This window comes from Galbibacter pacificus, from assembly GCF_029603165.1.
Taxonomy (GTDB): Bacteria; Bacteroidota; Bacteroidia; order Flavobacteriales; family Flavobacteriaceae; genus Galbibacter; species Galbibacter pacificus.
In genome coordinates this window covers 522,256-538,869 of the sequence record NZ_JAQSVC010000003.1, presented here as the reverse complement: position 1 = coordinate 538,869, position 16,614 = coordinate 522,256, and the positions used below count along the sequence as shown (strand labels likewise).

Annotated in this window: 12 protein-coding genes; 2 read left to right on the top strand and 10 right to left on the bottom strand. The window is 31.2% G+C overall.

Going from position 1 to position 16,614, the window contains the following annotated elements; translation table 11 throughout:
• Window positions 1–174 precede the first annotated feature (174 nt).
• The gene (locus PSF86_RS10795; RefSeq protein ID WP_277900085.1) at window positions 175–1,314 is read left to right on the top strand and encodes a lanthionine synthetase LanC family protein; all 1,140 of its coding nucleotides are present in this window, start codon (window positions 175–177) and stop codon (window positions 1,312–1,314) included.
• Here PSF86_RS10795 and PSF86_RS10790 read toward each other — a convergent pair.
• From PSF86_RS10790 to PSF86_RS10770, 5 genes are read right to left on the bottom strand one after another with little or no spacing between them, the layout of a single operon-like run.
• Window positions 1,306–1,716 (bottom strand): hypothetical protein, encoded by a 411-nt coding sequence (locus PSF86_RS10790; protein ID WP_277900084.1) that lies wholly within the window; start codon window positions 1,714–1,716, stop codon window positions 1,306–1,308. The two genes, PSF86_RS10795 and PSF86_RS10790, sit on opposite strands and share 9 nt — an antisense overlap.
• On the bottom strand, window positions 1,700–3,910 hold the full coding sequence (locus tag PSF86_RS10785) for a peptidase domain-containing ABC transporter (RefSeq protein WP_277900083.1): 2,211 nt from the start codon (window positions 3,908–3,910) through the stop codon (window positions 1,700–1,702). Before PSF86_RS10785 ends, PSF86_RS10790 begins: the two co-directional genes overlap by 17 nt.
• On the bottom strand, window positions 3,903–7,085 hold the full coding sequence (locus PSF86_RS10780) for a lantibiotic dehydratase (protein WP_277900082.1): 3,183 nt from the start codon (window positions 7,083–7,085) through the stop codon (window positions 3,903–3,905). The genes PSF86_RS10785 and PSF86_RS10780 overlap by 8 nt, the downstream gene beginning before the upstream one ends.
• Complete coding sequence (locus PSF86_RS10775; RefSeq protein WP_277900081.1) at window positions 7,075–8,016, bottom strand: LLM class flavin-dependent oxidoreductase; 942 nt, start codon at window positions 8,014–8,016, stop codon at window positions 7,075–7,077. Before PSF86_RS10775 ends, PSF86_RS10780 begins: the two co-directional genes overlap by 11 nt.
• A 5-nt stretch (window positions 8,017–8,021) precedes the next feature.
• A complete protein-coding gene (locus tag PSF86_RS10770) occupies window positions 8,022–9,290 on the bottom strand; it encodes a lanthionine synthetase LanC family protein (protein ID WP_277900080.1) in 1,269 nt (422 codons plus the stop codon).
• Window positions 9,291–9,422: 132 nt separating this feature from the next.
• Between PSF86_RS10770 and PSF86_RS10765 the strand changes: the two genes are divergently transcribed.
• Window positions 9,423–9,962 (top strand): hypothetical protein, encoded by a 540-nt coding sequence (locus tag PSF86_RS10765; RefSeq protein ID WP_277900079.1) that lies wholly within the window; start codon window positions 9,423–9,425, stop codon window positions 9,960–9,962.
• A 7-nt stretch (window positions 9,963–9,969) separates the two neighbouring features.
• Here PSF86_RS10765 and PSF86_RS10760 read toward each other — a convergent pair whose 3' ends face one another.
• The 5 genes from PSF86_RS10760 to PSF86_RS10740 all read right to left on the bottom strand — a co-directional run bounded on the left by PSF86_RS10760 (window position 9,970) and on the right by PSF86_RS10740 (window position 16,464).
• The gene (locus PSF86_RS10760) at window positions 9,970–10,638 is read right to left on the bottom strand and encodes a response regulator (protein WP_277900078.1); all 669 of its coding nucleotides are present in this window, start codon (window positions 10,636–10,638) and stop codon (window positions 9,970–9,972) included.
• A gap of 8 nt (window positions 10,639–10,646) precedes the next feature.
• On the bottom strand, window positions 10,647–12,680 hold the full coding sequence (locus PSF86_RS10755) for a tetratricopeptide repeat-containing sensor histidine kinase (RefSeq protein ID WP_277900077.1): 2,034 nt from the start codon (window positions 12,678–12,680) through the stop codon (window positions 10,647–10,649).
• Between the two features lie 12 nt (window positions 12,681–12,692).
• A complete protein-coding gene (locus tag PSF86_RS10750; protein WP_277900076.1) occupies window positions 12,693–12,929 on the bottom strand; it encodes a hypothetical protein in 237 nt (78 codons plus the stop codon).
• A 210-nt stretch (window positions 12,930–13,139) separates the two neighbouring features.
• A complete protein-coding gene (locus PSF86_RS10745; RefSeq protein WP_277900075.1) occupies window positions 13,140–14,033 on the bottom strand; it encodes a peptide arginase, FlmR/OhkR family in 894 nt (297 codons plus the stop codon).
• 4 nt (window positions 14,034–14,037) lie between these two features.
• Window positions 14,038–16,464, bottom strand: a complete 2,427-nt coding sequence (locus PSF86_RS10740) for a TonB-dependent receptor (RefSeq protein ID WP_277900074.1) — start codon at window positions 16,462–16,464, stop codon at window positions 14,038–14,040.
• Window positions 16,465–16,614 lie beyond the last annotated feature (150 nt).

Genomic DNA, 16,614 nt, shown 5'->3' with positions numbered 1-16,614 from the left:
GTGCTATTTTTTTCATAATTTTATAATTAGAAGATTAAACAATAGGTAATGGCGGCCAATGAGGAGAACATTCATCAGAAAGCCATCTTTAGCTTTTGTTTAAAAACAAGAAGGTATTTGGATGTATATAGGATTAGTTGAATTCCCTGTACTAAAAAATAAACAATTTTAAAAATGCACAAATTACCATATTTAGATCAATGGCAGGATATCCTACTCCAAAATCAATATCAGTTTAAAAGAAATGATATTGGTTATGGTAAATCCGGAACCATCCTCTTTTTATGGTATAAATACTTAGTATATAAAAAAGAGACTGATTTATATGTGTGTCAGGATTTATGTGAGGATTTAATGCAATCAATCCAAAATTCACTAGAAAAACCCAGTTCATTTTTATTTATTGAATTAACGGAGGTAAGCTTGTTATTAGATATCTTGGATTTAGAGGCTTTCCAAAAACTCGACTTACAAAGTTTTAAATCTGAGGTTTACAATCTCCTGCTGTCCTATTCCCGAAATTTTCTTGTAAGCGATAATATTGATCCATATACCGGAGGAGGTTATATTTATTATCTTTTCTTATTAAGAAAGGATAAATTAAAGATACAGGAATTCATTTCTTATTTAGAATTAAATAAAAAGGTTACTATAGAAGGAGCATATATACGTAATCAAAATGATAGATCAGTACAATTAGGTCTTGCTCATGGTATCAGTTTTATAGTGACTTACTTAAGCTTGGTAAATAAAGTGTATCCGGAACTAGGCAGTAAGAACCTTCTAGAACAATTTACACTATTTTTAATCAATCAAAAACAGGATCATGGTCTTTATCAATCTGTATTTCCTGATAAATATGGTCAAAAGCCAATTAGCCGATTAAATATTTGTTACGGTGACGCCGGAATCTTATATGCGCTCCAACATAGTAATAAAGCTTTGGATGGTCTTATCCAAAAGGAATTGAATGAAATTGAGCCCTTTATATTAAATCGTATACAAACTACTATTATGGAAGGTCCAAAACCAGGGCTATTATATGGTCAAACCGGCCTTGCTACTTTTCTGGAAATTTACCAAAGCTTATCAATCGACAAGAATAGTTTATCTATACTTTGTGATCAGAATTACCGATTTTTAACAAATCAGATAATTGAATCAAAGATCCGGAAAAGTAGTATTAATTCATTTACCATAAAGAACATGTCTTTCGCTGAAGGAATAATAGGGCAATTAATATTCATGATGGGAAAGAAAGCCAACGACTATAGATATGCTAAATCATTTTTCCTTTTGGAAAATTTAATATGACAATAAATCGCTCAGAATTACTTTTTCAGACGCTTTCCTTTTAAAAATTGTACCCTCTAATACTGTATAATGATTAATCATCTTTGGACTGGAATCACTTATTTTAATTTTTAGAAATTGGGAGTGCCCCTTAAGAATTTCAAAATTAATAAAATGTTCTTCACCATTTGATTTAATCTTCATCACCTGTTTTCTTTCCGTGAAATTTATAGAATCTTCGGCATAAAGATCTCCAGTCCAAAATTCATTTTGTTTATGAAGATTGTCAATTCTAATATTAACAGATTTGTAATCAACTGTTTTACAACATAATAATACATAAAGTAAGGTTGTGATAAAACCTATATAAACTAACGTTGCTCCTACAAGAAGATAATAAGGTTTTCTATTGAGAAATTGCATATGTTGATTGATTTAATTGGCGTTGAACCAGATTGTAATAAATTCCACCTGAATTGATCAATTCATCATGACTACCAGATTCTCCAATCATGCCGTCTTTGAAAACATATATTTTATTGGCATGTTTTACAGTACTTAGCCTGTGGGCTATAAGAACTACCGTTTTCTTTGAGGCATGGCCGTTGAGGTTATTAATAATATTTGTCTCGGTTTCAGAATCCAGTGCGTTAGTCGCCTCATCCAATAATAAAATTTCAGGTTGCTTATAAACTGCTCTGGCAATTAATATTCTTTGTTTTTGACCTTGGCTTAAACCCATTCCGTCATCACCGATAACTGTATTATATTTTAATGGTAAAGTTTTAACATACTGATCAAGGTCAGCTATTCTAACTGCCTCTCTTATTTTATTCATATCAAATTTTTCTGATAAGGCAATATTTTTTGCCAAAGTATCCGAAAAAATATAGTTATCCTGAAGTACCACTCCGCATTTCTTTCTCCAACTTTCAATATTCAAAGAATTCAATTCTCTGTTATCAATAGAGATAGAGCCATTGTAATCTGAATAATATCCTAGTAATAACTTTAAAATAGTGGTTTTTCCACTACCACTACTTCCTACAATGGCTATAGTTTCTCCTTTCCTGATTTCAATATTGACATCATTTAAAATAAAACTTGACTGATGACCACCATGCTTAAATCGCACATTTTTAAACGCTATTTTAGATTCAAAATCTTCTATTTTATTATCTTGATGATTTTCTTCAGGAGCATCCCATAAATCAAATATTCTATCAAAACTTAATTTGGCTTCGACTCCAAAAATTACAGACATCAATAATTGTTGAACAGGTGATATCAACTGACCAATAATGAATTGAATAGACAACATTGAACCAATGGTTAATTGATTCATAATAATCAATCGTGCAGAGAAAAACAATATTACAATTTGCGACAATTGATAAATATATGATGCGCCAGTCTCCTGTATTTGAGTGATTTTTAATGTTTTAAAAGCGTTTTTTATATAATCTTTCTGATTTGATTTCCATTTACTTAGGAGATAGGGAAATGCACCATAAATTTTCAAGTCTTGAATTCCACTAATAGCCTGAACTAAAATTGTTTGATTTCTGGATCCTACTTCAAATCTCTCCCAATCAATTTTTTTCCGAGTTGGCAGAAAAATCATGATCCATGAAACATATAACACTGTAGCTCCGAGAAATAGAAAGAAAAAAATCTTATTAAAAATGAATAGAACGGTAGAGAAGACCATTACTGTTAAAATTGATATCGAGACATTCAAAAGGGACTTGGTTAAAAAAAACTCCACTCTTTGATGATCCTTAATTCTCTGTAGTAAATCACCTATTTTTCTTTTCTCAAAAAAAGGAACTGTCAACTTAAAAAGTTTTTCAATAAAATTGGCCAATAGAGAATAATTGATTCTCACACTTAAATGTTGTATAATATAATTTCTAGAAGCTTCAAATATGGCTTTGCTAATAATTAAGAAAAATTGGCCCATCAAAAGATACTTGATCATATCAAGATCACCATTCTTGATTCCAACGTCTACAACATTCTTAGTGAGAAAAGGCAATACGAATTGAATACTCATTAACGCCAACAATCCCAAAAAGATTACGACAAAATAAAATTTTTTATCCCGTAAATGTTTCTTTATAAAGTCAATTTTTGGCAATCGTTGAGATTTATCATCTTGAATTTTTTCAAAAGCTTCGGTTGGCTCCAGAGTTAAAATATTTGCTGCTGGAGCTTGTGCACTACCTCTATCCGTTTTAAAGGCTTTTTTATAAAATTCTTTATATGAAACGCGCAAAATACCCTTTGCGGGATCTCCAATTACAATGCTCCTTTTACCCAGACTATAGACAGTGACAAAATGTTTACGGTTCCAGTGTACAATAAAGGGTAAATCCTTTGATAGAAGTTTTAGCTGGTCAAGTTCAGTTAATCTGAATCCCTGTACATCAAGTCCTATGCTCTCTCCGGTTTTCTTTATACCGGCCATGGAAATACCAACATTTTCCACTTCGACTATATTCAATAGTGTCGATGCAGCTATTCGCTTCCCATAATATTTACAAATCATACGCAAACAGGTGATTCCACAATCCATGGAATTTTTCTGTCGATAAAAGGGTCTTTTTTTATACATGTGATTTACTATTAGCTTTTGATTTACCCACCTTAATACGGTAATGACACTCAATAATTGAAAAAATAAAGTATTCATGTAGTCTGTTTTTTGATGGGAGTATTCTAATCAAGGACATATGAATATAACTTACTAAAAGTCTTATTTCCAATGACCTGGAGTTGCCTTGAATATCGCTTTGATAAAAATTACTAAGATCCTTTTCAAAAGCTTCGAATTCTTCAACCAATTTCTTTGGGAAAATACTTTGAGGTTTATTTATTACCTTATTAATTGCTTGCTCATTATCTTTATATTTATTTAATATTTTTCTTTTTTGAATTTTATTTGCATTAAATTCTCTACTCAGATCTTCTTTTTTTCTTTTGGAAAATTGAAGCTTTAATGCATCTCCAAAATCAAAGGCATTCATATAGATATCACATATTTTTAATGCAATTAACCAATAATTTTCCCTAAGTACCGGATGATTGTTAATGCTTTTTAACAGAGATAATGACCATTCACTATCAATTTGAAATATAGTCTCAGACTGGTTCATTAGCTGATCACCTCCGTAACGTTCAATTTCTCTTTCGTAGGTATCCAGGTTTATGCGTGATATTTTTTTGGACTTTAAATGGCCTTCGAATAATTTAAAGACGGATTCGATGACTACCCCGGTTTGCTGCCTTTTAAATAACTTAAATCTAAGCCTCAAATGATTTTCAGGATCCGAATATTTAATGAAGAACCACTTCTGAATTATTCCTTTTGATTTTAAATAATCAATTAATGGTGAGAGTTGTTGTATGATAATCTCTCTTGTATGTATACCTGAAAAAATTTTAAAATAAACCCATTCAGATCCTGGATGAAATTTTCTTTGAGTAACATATGAATCATAATTATTATCGTCCGTAAATTTGGCGTCCTCAAGCCGAGAATGGTTTTTAAATGGTACTATAAGTTCATGTAAAAAATTACCCTTTTCATTATTTATTACACTGCTGAAATTTTCTCCATATGGGTTTTCTTCAATAATGATAGCCCCGTATTTATGAATTTCTTCTGAAAATAATAACAAGGATGGGTAAGGAATATTTTGAAAATCTATCAATAGTTTATTATCACCACTGGTAATGAAAAATTGTTTAGGAAGGTGGTTCTTTTTTAAATATTGCTTTATTGCATCCAATCTTTTGCTTTCGGGTGTATTAAACAACCAATCAAAATCTTTCTTTCGTAGCTTCCATGTTGCCAGTCTGAGAATAGTTTTCTTATGGGTAATCCTCGGTATATGATCGAGTAAAGTAGTAATAGGACCCAAATTTAAATTCATATACAACCGCTCTTGATCAGATTCATTCTGAATATCGCATAGAAACTTATAAATCGGCAAGCTGTCTTTTTTGAAATTGTGAGCATTGGATAATATTGGAATAATTTGCCGCTTATTTTCAATATCCAGAATTTTAAATTTCCCATCAACCAATTTAACATACAGTTTATTAATGTCAATTAAACCTGTTTCGTTGGAATTTGATTTTGTAACATAAGGTATTTCATGTTTTCTAAACTTACTTCGTGAAATTATATTACCAATTTTAGCATTTGGCAAATGATTAATTTCTGATAATATTTTATGACTGGGAAGACATTTTTGCTCAAAAGAAGAAATATCCTTAACCAATTCGTCCATTTCAGGTGATAACGATGTAAAACGCCCCAAAATAGTAGTTGCCGAATCTGAACCCCAATTTTTTAAATGAATGAGATATTCGTTGTTTTGGTCAGGAATAAGTTGAAGAAAAGCTGTAATGGTAGCCGGTATGTGTGATTGATCAAAACTATAGCTTTCTAGATCTTGAACTTCTATTTTAACGTGATCGTGAGTTTTTAGTGCATTCAGGATTTTATTAAATAGCATTGTATGTACCTTATTATTCCAAACCAGTAAATCGGAATCACTTTTTCTTTTGGATATGGGAATATCATCAATAATGGGACAAGGATATAATTGATTATCTGAAAACTGCCCATAGCTGAGTCCTAATTCGGGGTCCAGTAGCTCTACTAATCGTACCGATTTAGAACCATAACGTTCTTTAAAGCTATTTTTAAATGAAATTATCTCGTTATTCTGGTTGCTTAAAGAGGTTAATTGGAGAAACACTTTCATAGATTTCTTGATATCCCAAACGGTCTTCTTCGGTAGATTTGAATGGCTATGCAGCATTTCAGAATCAATTTGAAAATAATTCTTAACCTTCTTATCTATAATAGTTTTAAGGCTGTTTTCAATTTGGAGTAAATAGCTATAAACGAGTGTAGTAGTGTTTAGTGATTCAAGGTCTCTTACAGCAGATTTTAGAGTAGACAATGTGTTTTTTTGTTTTGCACTTAGAAGGCTCCCCTTAGATTCTAAGGTGTTAATAAGTCTATATTCATAGGAAGAATCACTTATAATATGAGGTTCAAGTTCCGAAATTAAAATTTTAGAATCTATTAGGTCGTCAATATACTCAATAGCGCTGTCCTTTGCGATATTGGAATCAAGCAAAAATTTTAGTATCTCCTGATAGGTTAAGCCCTTCTTGGATTGTTCCAATATCCAAGACAAATAAGGAGTCTTCATAATACTTGAGAGGGTATGATTCCGTTTTTTTTGGGTATTATTGTATGCAATGTATCTATATTCATCTGATAATTCATATACGGTGTTATTTGTATAAAACCTAAACAACCTCCGATCTTCCGGGTTTTTAAGAATTCCTTCTTTGACCAATTCCAAAAATTCCATATCAAATCGCACTTTTCGATTTATCCTGTTTTCAGAGCGTGGTGTAACTTGAATACTTTCCCCATCAACATTCCCAACACCACAACCGGCAAACACTCCGAATGGTGTAGGTCTGGTACAAATCCTATTAAGATATTTCAAAGCAGTAGTTCTAAAACTAATCATCCTTTTGGAATTCTTTTCGGCATAATCATCATTGTCAATAAATTTTAAAACCTCGTCCAGAAAAGCCGGTGAGGCAAGATATAATGCTTCTTGAAATTCCTTATTACTTAAAAGCTTCTTTAAATTTCTATCATATGCATCAACAGATCCCAATGTCATTAATTCTTCTACATTTAAAGCAGGAATCCTGTATATAAAACGGTTAAATGGTTCAATATTAAATTTCATTATAAAGGGATTTTTCTTTAGTTAAATTGAAAGTATGACTAAGTTTTTTTAAAGTATCTATTCGCCTTGAATTAAGGGGATCACAATCATGAAATATAAATTCATCCACATCAAAATTATATTGGTGCTCCTTCAATTGCTCATAAAACATTTCTGGGGTACCAATAATGGCATTAAAAAAGTTTTTATATCCAGACTCCTTTGCAATATTCTTAGCCTTTTGTTCTGTCTCTGCACAAACACCTGTGAAGGCTATTGAAACTTTGGGGAAATCCCCATATCGATTATAAAACTTTTCTCTATATTGCTGAATCGTATCCTTTTGGTATACCAAACTAAACTTGTTATGAAAAATAGATTTTGAAATATTGAGCTTTAATTTTAAAGCTTCCTCTGTTTTATTGAAAGAATTACTCAACATATATAATTGAGGGACACGTCCTTTAAATGGAGGGATAATTATATGATCATTTTTCGCTATTTCATCTTCGGCATGATAAAAGTCCGAAATCTCCTGTAATTTTGTCGGCAAGGTATTTGGACGCTCATCAAATTTATTTTGACACAAAAGTTGTGAGATTTTCATGGGAGGCGTCCCAGCTGCAAAACCTAAATCCACTCGTGAGGGAAATAAATTTGCTAACATCTTGAAATTTGTAGCTGTCGAATAAGATGAGTAATAGTTAAGCAGTACACCAGCCATTCCCACATTAATTCTTTGGGTTTCAGAAAGAATCAGTGGAAGTAGCATCTGCGGACTTGACCATGCTTCTTCCCTGGAAAAATTATGATGTTCTGAAAGCCAGAATCTTGAAAACCCCAATTGATCTGCTTCTATTGCATAATCAATCACATCAAGCACTTTTCCCATACTACTGTATTCTGATTTTCTTTTACCAAAATCTAGTAATCCTAATTGAATTTTTTTCATAATATTTAGTTTAATAAGAATATTTCATTCCAATCTTCTCCACTCGGTTTTGTTCTTGCCAATGCAGCTAATACCGGTCCTCCTAATCCGTTTAATAAGCAGCGCGTGGCACTAATCTTTATAAAATCATTTATATTTTTTTGTGTATGACCTAGCATATGATGATACCAAAAGTCACTTGCATCTTTGAAAAGCTGCCTTGAAGTTTCCTGATATAATCTTAAAAAGGTGTAAGCCACTCCACTTGAACCGTGACAGAAAAAAACATTGGTGATTTTGGTGTCACCCTTATTAATCCTCATTGCAGAGAACTCACCTATTTTCTCAGCTTTCCTTAAGAACTCTTTTTTTCCAAAAATTTTATATAGTTTTATATAAAGCATTGCCATATTTAAGTCTCCATAGCACCAACCCAGACGAGAATTATAAAATTCTAAATTTCGCATATCATTTTGGGGAAGGTTTTCTATAAAGCTAACGGGATACATTGCTCTATATCCTTGGTGACCTGGATCAATCACCTTATTTTCAATGTATTTCAATCCACTTTCAATAAGAGATTTTACTTTTTTGGTTTTAATACCTTTTTTGTACACCTCCAGAAAAATCATAAGATGTCCAATAATACCATGTGCCAGACCTAGGTCATATTCGTTCGACTCTCGCTCCAATAAAGAACGATTTACTATCCGAAGACCTGAGCTGTCTATTAATGCAGCACTGGAATAAGCTTCCAACATGGATTCTATATATTGACGGTTTTTCGAACTATTTGGTTGGTTAAGAAAATAATATAGAACACCAAGTCCCCCGTGTAAGTAATCAATATCGTTTTTAGAAATTGCCTTAATCCCTCTTTCGAAAAGAAACTCTTCAATTTCAGATAGTCCATGAATTTTTTCTGATAAAAATCCTTTTTTTTGTAAATGGGAAAGCGAAAAAAGAACTCCCGAAAGACCATTGCAAAATGAATAAATATTGGAAAGACTAAAAGTCTGTGAGTTTAAACATTTTATAATATGAGTAACCATGCGATCACCTTCAATAATGAAAGCTTTCTTTTCTAAATAATTACCAACATAAAAATTAACTAAAGCAGAGCCTGCAAGTCCCGTCATTAATCCGATTTGGTTCCATTCTGCTGTGGGATTATCACTTTTCCAATAAGTCTCATTAATTGCTTTAGTTCTGGCAATTATAAATTTTTTCAGTCTAAAATCGGTATCTCCATCTGATATAGAGTGAGGTATGAATGACTTAATAGCAGTTTTCATTTTATGAAGTTTTGAGTAAAATTACCCTGAAAAGTATTCAAATACCCCTGCAGTCACCTTACAGTTTTACGGTAAAACCATATATATGAATTAATATTTAGACATACCTTAGTCTAGCTAATTATAGAAACTATGGTAATTAAAAAACACAATTCGCCTTTAAAACTTGGATATCCTATACATATAGTTGATGACTTATATAGTTTCTCAACCATTGAAGGGAACAAAATAGCAGCTACTTTTACCAAGGTATCTTTTGAATTAAGTGACATTATCGGATACTTTAAAGAAGAAATTGAAATATTTGAATATAGTTTTGAGAGAACAAAATTTGTATCCAGCAAATTTGATAAAAGAATCTCTCTTACAATTTTAAATATAGCAGTTGACTTTTTAAGCCGAAATAAGATAGCTTTTTTTACTGCTGATAGTCCAACTAGGAAGGATAAGGAATTATTTAAACTCTATGATATCTGGTACAGAAATTATTTAACCCAATACATTAATAAACTCAATAAGGTTGTGGTGATAGGTACAAATGAAATATACTTCTCCTGCATTATGCGAAAGGATTTCGTACTAACCCATGAAGAATTGGATAAAATTTTTGAACAGGTGCTTTTAGAATTATATCCAAATTCTTATATCAGAAAATATGAAGATTCTATATAATCATTTTTTAGATAAAGCCATTCTCTCTCGACCTTTCGATCAGTGCCTGATCACCTGCCGAAGAGACATCGAAAATAATTTTTAGATTCTTTTTCCTCTTTTCAATAGCAGCTAAGGATAATGGGACATAATTAGGCAAATCCTTAGTTTTAACACCCTTTGAAATATGAAATAGAATTCCCCGGTCAAAGTCATCCAATAAAAAATCATTAGATATTTGAGTCCTCAAATGCCTATTTACCGTATGGCTATAATATGGTGGTCTCTCAAGTATCGTTTTAACAGCTGTTATTATTTCTTCTGAATCTACATCCGATTTAATTAACAAGCCTTCTGGGTCTATATTTTTTAGAATATTATATATTCTGTAATTATTGTTGAACATAGTTAATATGGCAATTTTAGCCTCAGGCAACAGTCTTTTTGCTCTTAATGCTAAATCTTCCCCTGAAACTATTTTACCGTCTTTGGAAGGGGGGAGTTTTATGTCTAAAAGTATAATATCATAACCAATGGATACAGACGCTTTTTTAATTTTATGCAAACCCGTATCACAGGAATCCGCTATATCAATTTTAAAAATATAATCACCGCCATCCATATTTTCAATAGCATTTTTGTATCCTTCAACAATCATTGGATGATCATCCACAATTAAAATTTTAACTTCTTTCATAGCCTTAATTAATTTACACTTGGAATTGTAATAATAATTGATGTACCCTCTTTTTCTTTGGACTGGATACTTAAAATCCCATTCATTTTTGAAACCCTATTTCTCATACTATTAATACCAATGCCTTGAGCGTTTTTAGCGGTATTGAAACCTTTTCCATCGTCTGAAATAGTTAAAATCAAGTCATTCTTTTTATTCTCAAAATTAATATAAACATTTTTTGCATTAGCATGTTTAATGACGTTTTGTAAAGCTTCTTGAATAAGACGATAAATATTAATTTTCAAATCATTCCCTAGATAATGCCAAGGTATATCATTTGCAATATGTACATGAAATTTGAATTTTCCTAATTTTGACTTCCTTTCAATCAATTCTTGGATTAAATCACCAAAATCAGTTTCTTTAATTTTAGAGTCATTGAATAATTCATGTGATAAATCCCTAATTTCTTCTTCAATTTTGCGAATTTCATCAATATAACGGGCCCTTACCCCTATAGAATAGTCATCCTTCTTGTTATTCAGACCATCCAAGCTTAATCGAAGTCCAAATATTTTCCCCAAAATGCCATCATGTAATTCAGAGGAAATCCTATTTTTTTCCTGCTGTCTGACCTCTTGCAATTTTGATTGCTGTGATAGCATCAAGGCGTAAACTTCTTCATTTGCTTGTTGTCTTTCCTTTTCAGACTGTAATATTTTATATTTACTACGGTTATTTTTGATAACGAAAACGAGTCCAACGGAGACAGCAAACATTACTAATAGTCCAATCAAATAAATTTTTTGTTTTCTTAACTGCTGATTCCTATATTTAAATTGCTCTGTCTCGTAGGCTATGCGTATAAACTTATTTCGTTGGGCTCTTTCAACCCTGTTTAGGCTATCGGCAATCTTCGAATATTCATTTAAATATTTAAATCTGGTTACAGCTCGAATTTCGGATAAAATTTTTAATGACCTCAATAGATTTTTATAGTCCTCTATTTTTTTTGAAATGTCTCTAGCGTCTAATGCATATTTATATGCTTCAACTGAATTACCCTGTTCTTTAAAATATTCGGATAAATGAATATTGCTAATGGCAAGACCATTATAATCTTTAATGCTATCTCGGATATGTTTTGCTAGTTGAAAGTTATGTTCTATTTTTTTATTTATAATCTTTCCTTTGAACTGATTGTAGGTCAGGTTATCTAAAATCATAGCATATAATTTTATATTTCTATGCCGTAAATTATTATCTTGAAGCAATCCCTTAAATATGGCTATTGCCTGAGGGTAAAAGCCCTGATTTTGCCTAACAATCCCAATATTATTTTTCGTGTTTTCTTCAAAATTATTATTGTTATCTGTTCCCTCAATAATATTTAAGGCTTTTTCATGATAGGAAATAGATTTCTGGTATTCTCCCAGCTCATTGTATATAATACCCAAGTTATTATAGCACCTATAAAGTTGAAAAGGTTTTTCTTCATTTGCCTGATTTAGTAATTCGAGCGCCTTTATAGAATTAATTTCACTTCCTACATAATCTTTTATTGAGTTTTGAACAATGGCTTTATTTATCAACATTCGACTTTCTAAAAAAGATCGATCCAAATTTTTAAAGAGTTTTTGAGCTTGAGAATAGTAAAAAAATGCACTATCCTTCAGTATCCCTTTCGCATAATAATTTCCAATATCCCAGTATAAATTCGCTAAAGAAATGGAATCTTGCTTTTCTCTGGCAATTTTCTGAGATTGATGATTGATTGCCAAAAAGACAGAATCTGTATGTTCCTTATATAAATTATAGGATATTTTGCTAAGCAGCCTTGACTTTATAGAATCGTTTGCATTTTCAATGATAAGATTATAAGCCTTTACAAGGCTATCCTTTCTTGCCGAGGAAGTTTCCAGATTGTCTAGATTATCAATTAATTCTGTAATTCTACCAATCAAGTGATCCTGTACTGAAGAATCATTCTTTTCCAAAAATTCTTCAGTACAGGATATTAATAAAAAAATTAAAGTGAAAAGAAATAATTGTCTTTTCATAAATGTTAAAATTTAGTCTTCAGTTTCTCTATCGTCATCTATAGGATTTCCTTGGTCCCCGGTATCATCTGCTCTTGTACTATCTACAACATTATTAACTAAGCTATCAATCGTTTTTTCCGGGATAGAATCAACAGGCTTGGATTGAATTTCTACAGGATAATAATCAATTTCTTCTGGTTCACAGGAAACAATAAAAGTCAAAGATAATAATACAGTTAATACCGCGATAAAATTTAGTTTATTCATTTTAGCTTTATTTTTAAGTTATTATATGCTAAAATTAACATCGATTTAACGGTTTATGGAACGTAAAACTGTATCAGAAGTACAGATAAACAGTACTTTACAATATCTCGATTTATAATGTATATTCACTTTTAAAATCACTAAGGACGACATAAAATGTCGCCCTTAGTGATAGATTATGATGATCTGACCGTTAAATATATAAATTCATTAAAAACTTGCGATGGAGTTTTCTCTCATCTTATATATTTGACTTAAACCATTCTTTAATTCCTGTTCTATAAATCTCCACTGATCTCTGGGAGTATATCCGCTATAAACAGATCTGCATATAGTAATTAAATCTGGATTGATGGAAAATTCTTTTAATTTCCCTATGAAATCCTGAATTCTTTTTTTAATAATTGCCTCACTCACCTTTCTAGGACTGGGAAATATATCTTGATAATAATTAATAATTAAAAAATATGAGTTTTCATGAACTCTGGATTGTATACTATTACAAATAAATCTAATAGGATGATATTTATCGTGGTTAAAATTCAAGTATTCTTCTTCGCTTACTTCAATTATAATTTCATTATTATTTTCTGGTTGTATAATACATGAAAAAAAATCTAAATCAATATCCAGCAATACTTTTTTAGCATCATGTTCTTCAAAATCTTTTAACCCGACAATTTCGTAATTTACGATTTGGTGAGGGTTATTTAATAATGGATTAGCGTCCAATTGGTTGCCTGAAATTAAATTTTTCGCATCATTATTATAAGAGGTGATAAAAAAATCTTTTTTCATTTTGACCTTATGGTCCACTTTGCACCAGATAATTTTATTAAACACACCAATAAATGATGCTACTTTTATGAAAGATGCGATTGTTAATTCTTCGTATGTAAATCTGCTTAACTTCTTATCTGACCATTCAAAGACGTTTTCGAGTGGAGTATTCACCCTTAGCGTTGTCATATCACTATGATCATCAAAATGCAATAGGGTATAATTTTTTTTATCCTTTCTATGTTTTAAAAAATTAATCCATATATAAAAAGCTTCATTGTGCTCTTCAACAATAAATAAAGGAATAGTGGCTTTATTTTTCATATATCTAATTCTTAAATCTCGTTATCTCTTTTGAATTATCCGTAGATGTTGATTTTTTATTTTTATTCCATCCCGTTGAAAAAGAATATACTACCGATAGTTTAAATCTGGTAAGGCTTAAATCGGTTTCATAATTATTTTGATAGCCATCAAAATAGGAGATATTGTCATAATTATAAGTATTAAATATGTCATCAACACCTGCGGTAATTTTTAAAGAATCATTAAATAGATTTCCTGTAACCCCTAAATCAAGTCGCCATCGACTGGCCTGATAAATCTGGTAAAATGTTGAATTGGATCGGTACGAAAAACGATTGAATATTTCAATATTTGGAGTAATCTCATAACTATTATTAAATTTTACGGAGTAATATTGAAATTGATCCAAATCCCTCGTATCTGTAACGAATTGTGGTTTGATATCGTAATTGTAGGTTTCTCCATAGAAGCTTAACTGACCACTCCATTTATTATCAAGTAAACGATAATAAATACCTACACTAGCATAAAAATCATTGATAGAAGTGGCATTTTCGGGTCTAGTTCTGGTATAAAGACTATTCTCAAGTCGACGACTAACCAACATAATCATATCATTATAACGATGGTAGCCCAAATCAATATCCAAAAAATCAAATAGTGAATTTTCCAAAGAAATGGTGTTTCTTTTAACTGGTTTTAAATCTGGATTACCTACCCTATAAGAAAATTCTGAGATATAATATTCATATGGATTCAAATAAACATAGTCAGGTCTAGTTAGTCCTGATGTGAATTTTAAAGCAGAAGAAAGATTTTTTGTTTTGTAACTTACAACAAAATTAGGTAAGAAATTTGTATAAGAGTTCGCAGAGATGGTTTGCGTTGATAGAAATGCGGATGCATTCTCTGTATGTTCTATTCTAACGCCTCCTTTAAATGACATATTACCAACAGAGGTACTCAAAAGACTATAACCTGCAAAAACCTTTTCATCGTATATTAGACTATCTGACCTACTACCGTTCAGCATTTCTAAGCCATCAATATCGTCAAAATAGGTTGCGTTATTTTCAATCTCACTATCGGTATATTTTGCACCGGCTTCAATTAAAAAAACCGAAACGGGTATTTCAAAATCAAGACCCATTATAAATTGGTGTCCATCTAAAGGAATTTCTGCACGGCCTTTATTAAGAGAATCAATTGTACTTCCCGTAATAAACTTATTTTCGAAGTTTTGTGTTTCATCTATAAAACCTGTTAGGTATCCTATATTTGATTTAATTTTAAAATCAGAGCTATCTTTTGTGTAAGTATGTGAGAGATTCATACTTGTTAGGTTGTCCTCAGCATTTTTTAAATTTTTAAATTTTAGGATAAAATTTTGTTCGCCGTAATAAGAATTTTGCTGTTGTATGTTGGTCTGCTTATTTGTACTATAGCTACTAAAATTGAAATTCAACTCGTTGCTTTGATCTATTTTGTAATTTAGATTTGAATATAAGCTGAGAACCTTACTATCTATATCATAGTTTTTTAGGTAGTCTTGTTGAGTATCTTCATCAGAATTATCGTAAAAAATATTTCCGTTTTCAGTTCCATAACTTTTTGAATTTCTATAGCCAACAGATGCTGAGCCGCTGAATCGCCCGCTAACTAAGTTTACATAAGCATTTTGAAAATCACTTATCTCTTCATTCACATATGAATAACTTGATAGATTAACACTCAATCCATCTACAGCCTTATTCTTGGTTATAATATTTACTATTGTCCCTCTATCTGCGTCATATTTGGCCGATCCACCCGAAATAACCTCAATCTTTTTAATGTTATTTGCAGGAATAGTTTTAAGAAGATTTAAGTCTTGGGAGTTTTTAAACCCCTGCCTTCTACCATTTATAAGAATCGTTACTTCACTACTGCCATTGAAAGCTATGGAAGATTCATTTTCAATCCAAAACCCAGGTAATTTTCCCAACAATTCTATTCCATTATCTCCCTCAATACCCGGAATTCTCTCCACATAAATACTCTTTTTATCTCCATCCAAAACCGCAATGGGTCTAGTTGCTTCAACGATCACTTCGTCTAATTCATTTGTGTTTTCTTCAAGTGAAAAAATTTTATTGCTTACATTGTGAACAAGATTAATTGGCTTGCTTATATATACAGCATATAATGGATGCGATATTCTCATGAAGTATTTCTCCTTTTCTATTCTTGAAATTTTAAAATTCCCCTGATCATCTGTGTTTTGAGCAAATACGAAAGTTGAATCGCTCATCTTAAATAATTCAACAAATGCATTTTTCAAGGGTTCACCGCTTTGATTTACCTGTACGACCCCGGCTATTGAATGTAGAGATTCTTGGGCATGGAGATTGTTTATAATTAAGGAAAGCCCCAACATTAATTGACTAAAAATTATAACTTTATTCTTCATTGTATTCTCGAATTATTAAGGAGCTTCTAAGTTTTAAAATCTCTTTTTATAATTATTTTAGGAATATCCCAGCCCCTTGCGAGCTGGAATATTTCCATTGAAATGACAGGCTACTGAATATATCGAATCCTAGCCTGATCTAAATTCCAA

What these genes read in the sequence shown, in the direction of transcription:
- PSF86_RS10795 (WP_277900085.1), top strand. Translation starts at nt 175, where the DNA reads ATGCACAAATTACCATATTTAGATCAATGGCAGGATATCCTACTCCAA.
- PSF86_RS10790 (WP_277900084.1), bottom strand. Translation starts at nt 1,716, where the DNA reads ATGCAATTTCTCAATAGAAAACCTTATTATCTTCTTGTAGGAGCAACG.
- PSF86_RS10785 (WP_277900083.1), bottom strand. Translation starts at nt 3,910, where the DNA reads ATGTATAAAAAAAGACCCTTTTATCGACAGAAAAATTCCATGGATTGT.
- PSF86_RS10780 (WP_277900082.1), bottom strand. Translation starts at nt 7,085, where the DNA reads ATGAAATTTAATATTGAACCATTTAACCGTTTTATATACAGGATTCCT.
- PSF86_RS10775 (WP_277900081.1), bottom strand. Translation starts at nt 8,016, where the DNA reads ATGAAAAAAATTCAATTAGGATTACTAGATTTTGGTAAAAGAAAATCA.
- PSF86_RS10770 (WP_277900080.1), bottom strand. Translation starts at nt 9,290, where the DNA reads ATGAAAACTGCTATTAAGTCATTCATACCTCACTCTATATCAGATGGA.
- PSF86_RS10765 (WP_277900079.1), top strand. Translation starts at nt 9,423, where the DNA reads ATGGTAATTAAAAAACACAATTCGCCTTTAAAACTTGGATATCCTATA.
- PSF86_RS10760 (WP_277900078.1), bottom strand. Translation starts at nt 10,638, where the DNA reads ATGAAAGAAGTTAAAATTTTAATTGTGGATGATCATCCAATGATTGTT.
- PSF86_RS10755 (WP_277900077.1), bottom strand. Translation starts at nt 12,680, where the DNA reads ATGAAAAGACAATTATTTCTTTTCACTTTAATTTTTTTATTAATATCC.
- PSF86_RS10750 (WP_277900076.1), bottom strand. Translation starts at nt 12,929, where the DNA reads ATGAATAAACTAAATTTTATCGCGGTATTAACTGTATTATTATCTTTG.
- PSF86_RS10745 (WP_277900075.1), bottom strand. Translation starts at nt 14,033, where the DNA reads ATGAAAAATAAAGCCACTATTCCTTTATTTATTGTTGAAGAGCACAAT.
- PSF86_RS10740 (WP_277900074.1), bottom strand. Translation starts at nt 16,464, where the DNA reads ATGAAGAATAAAGTTATAATTTTTAGTCAATTAATGTTGGGGCTTTCC.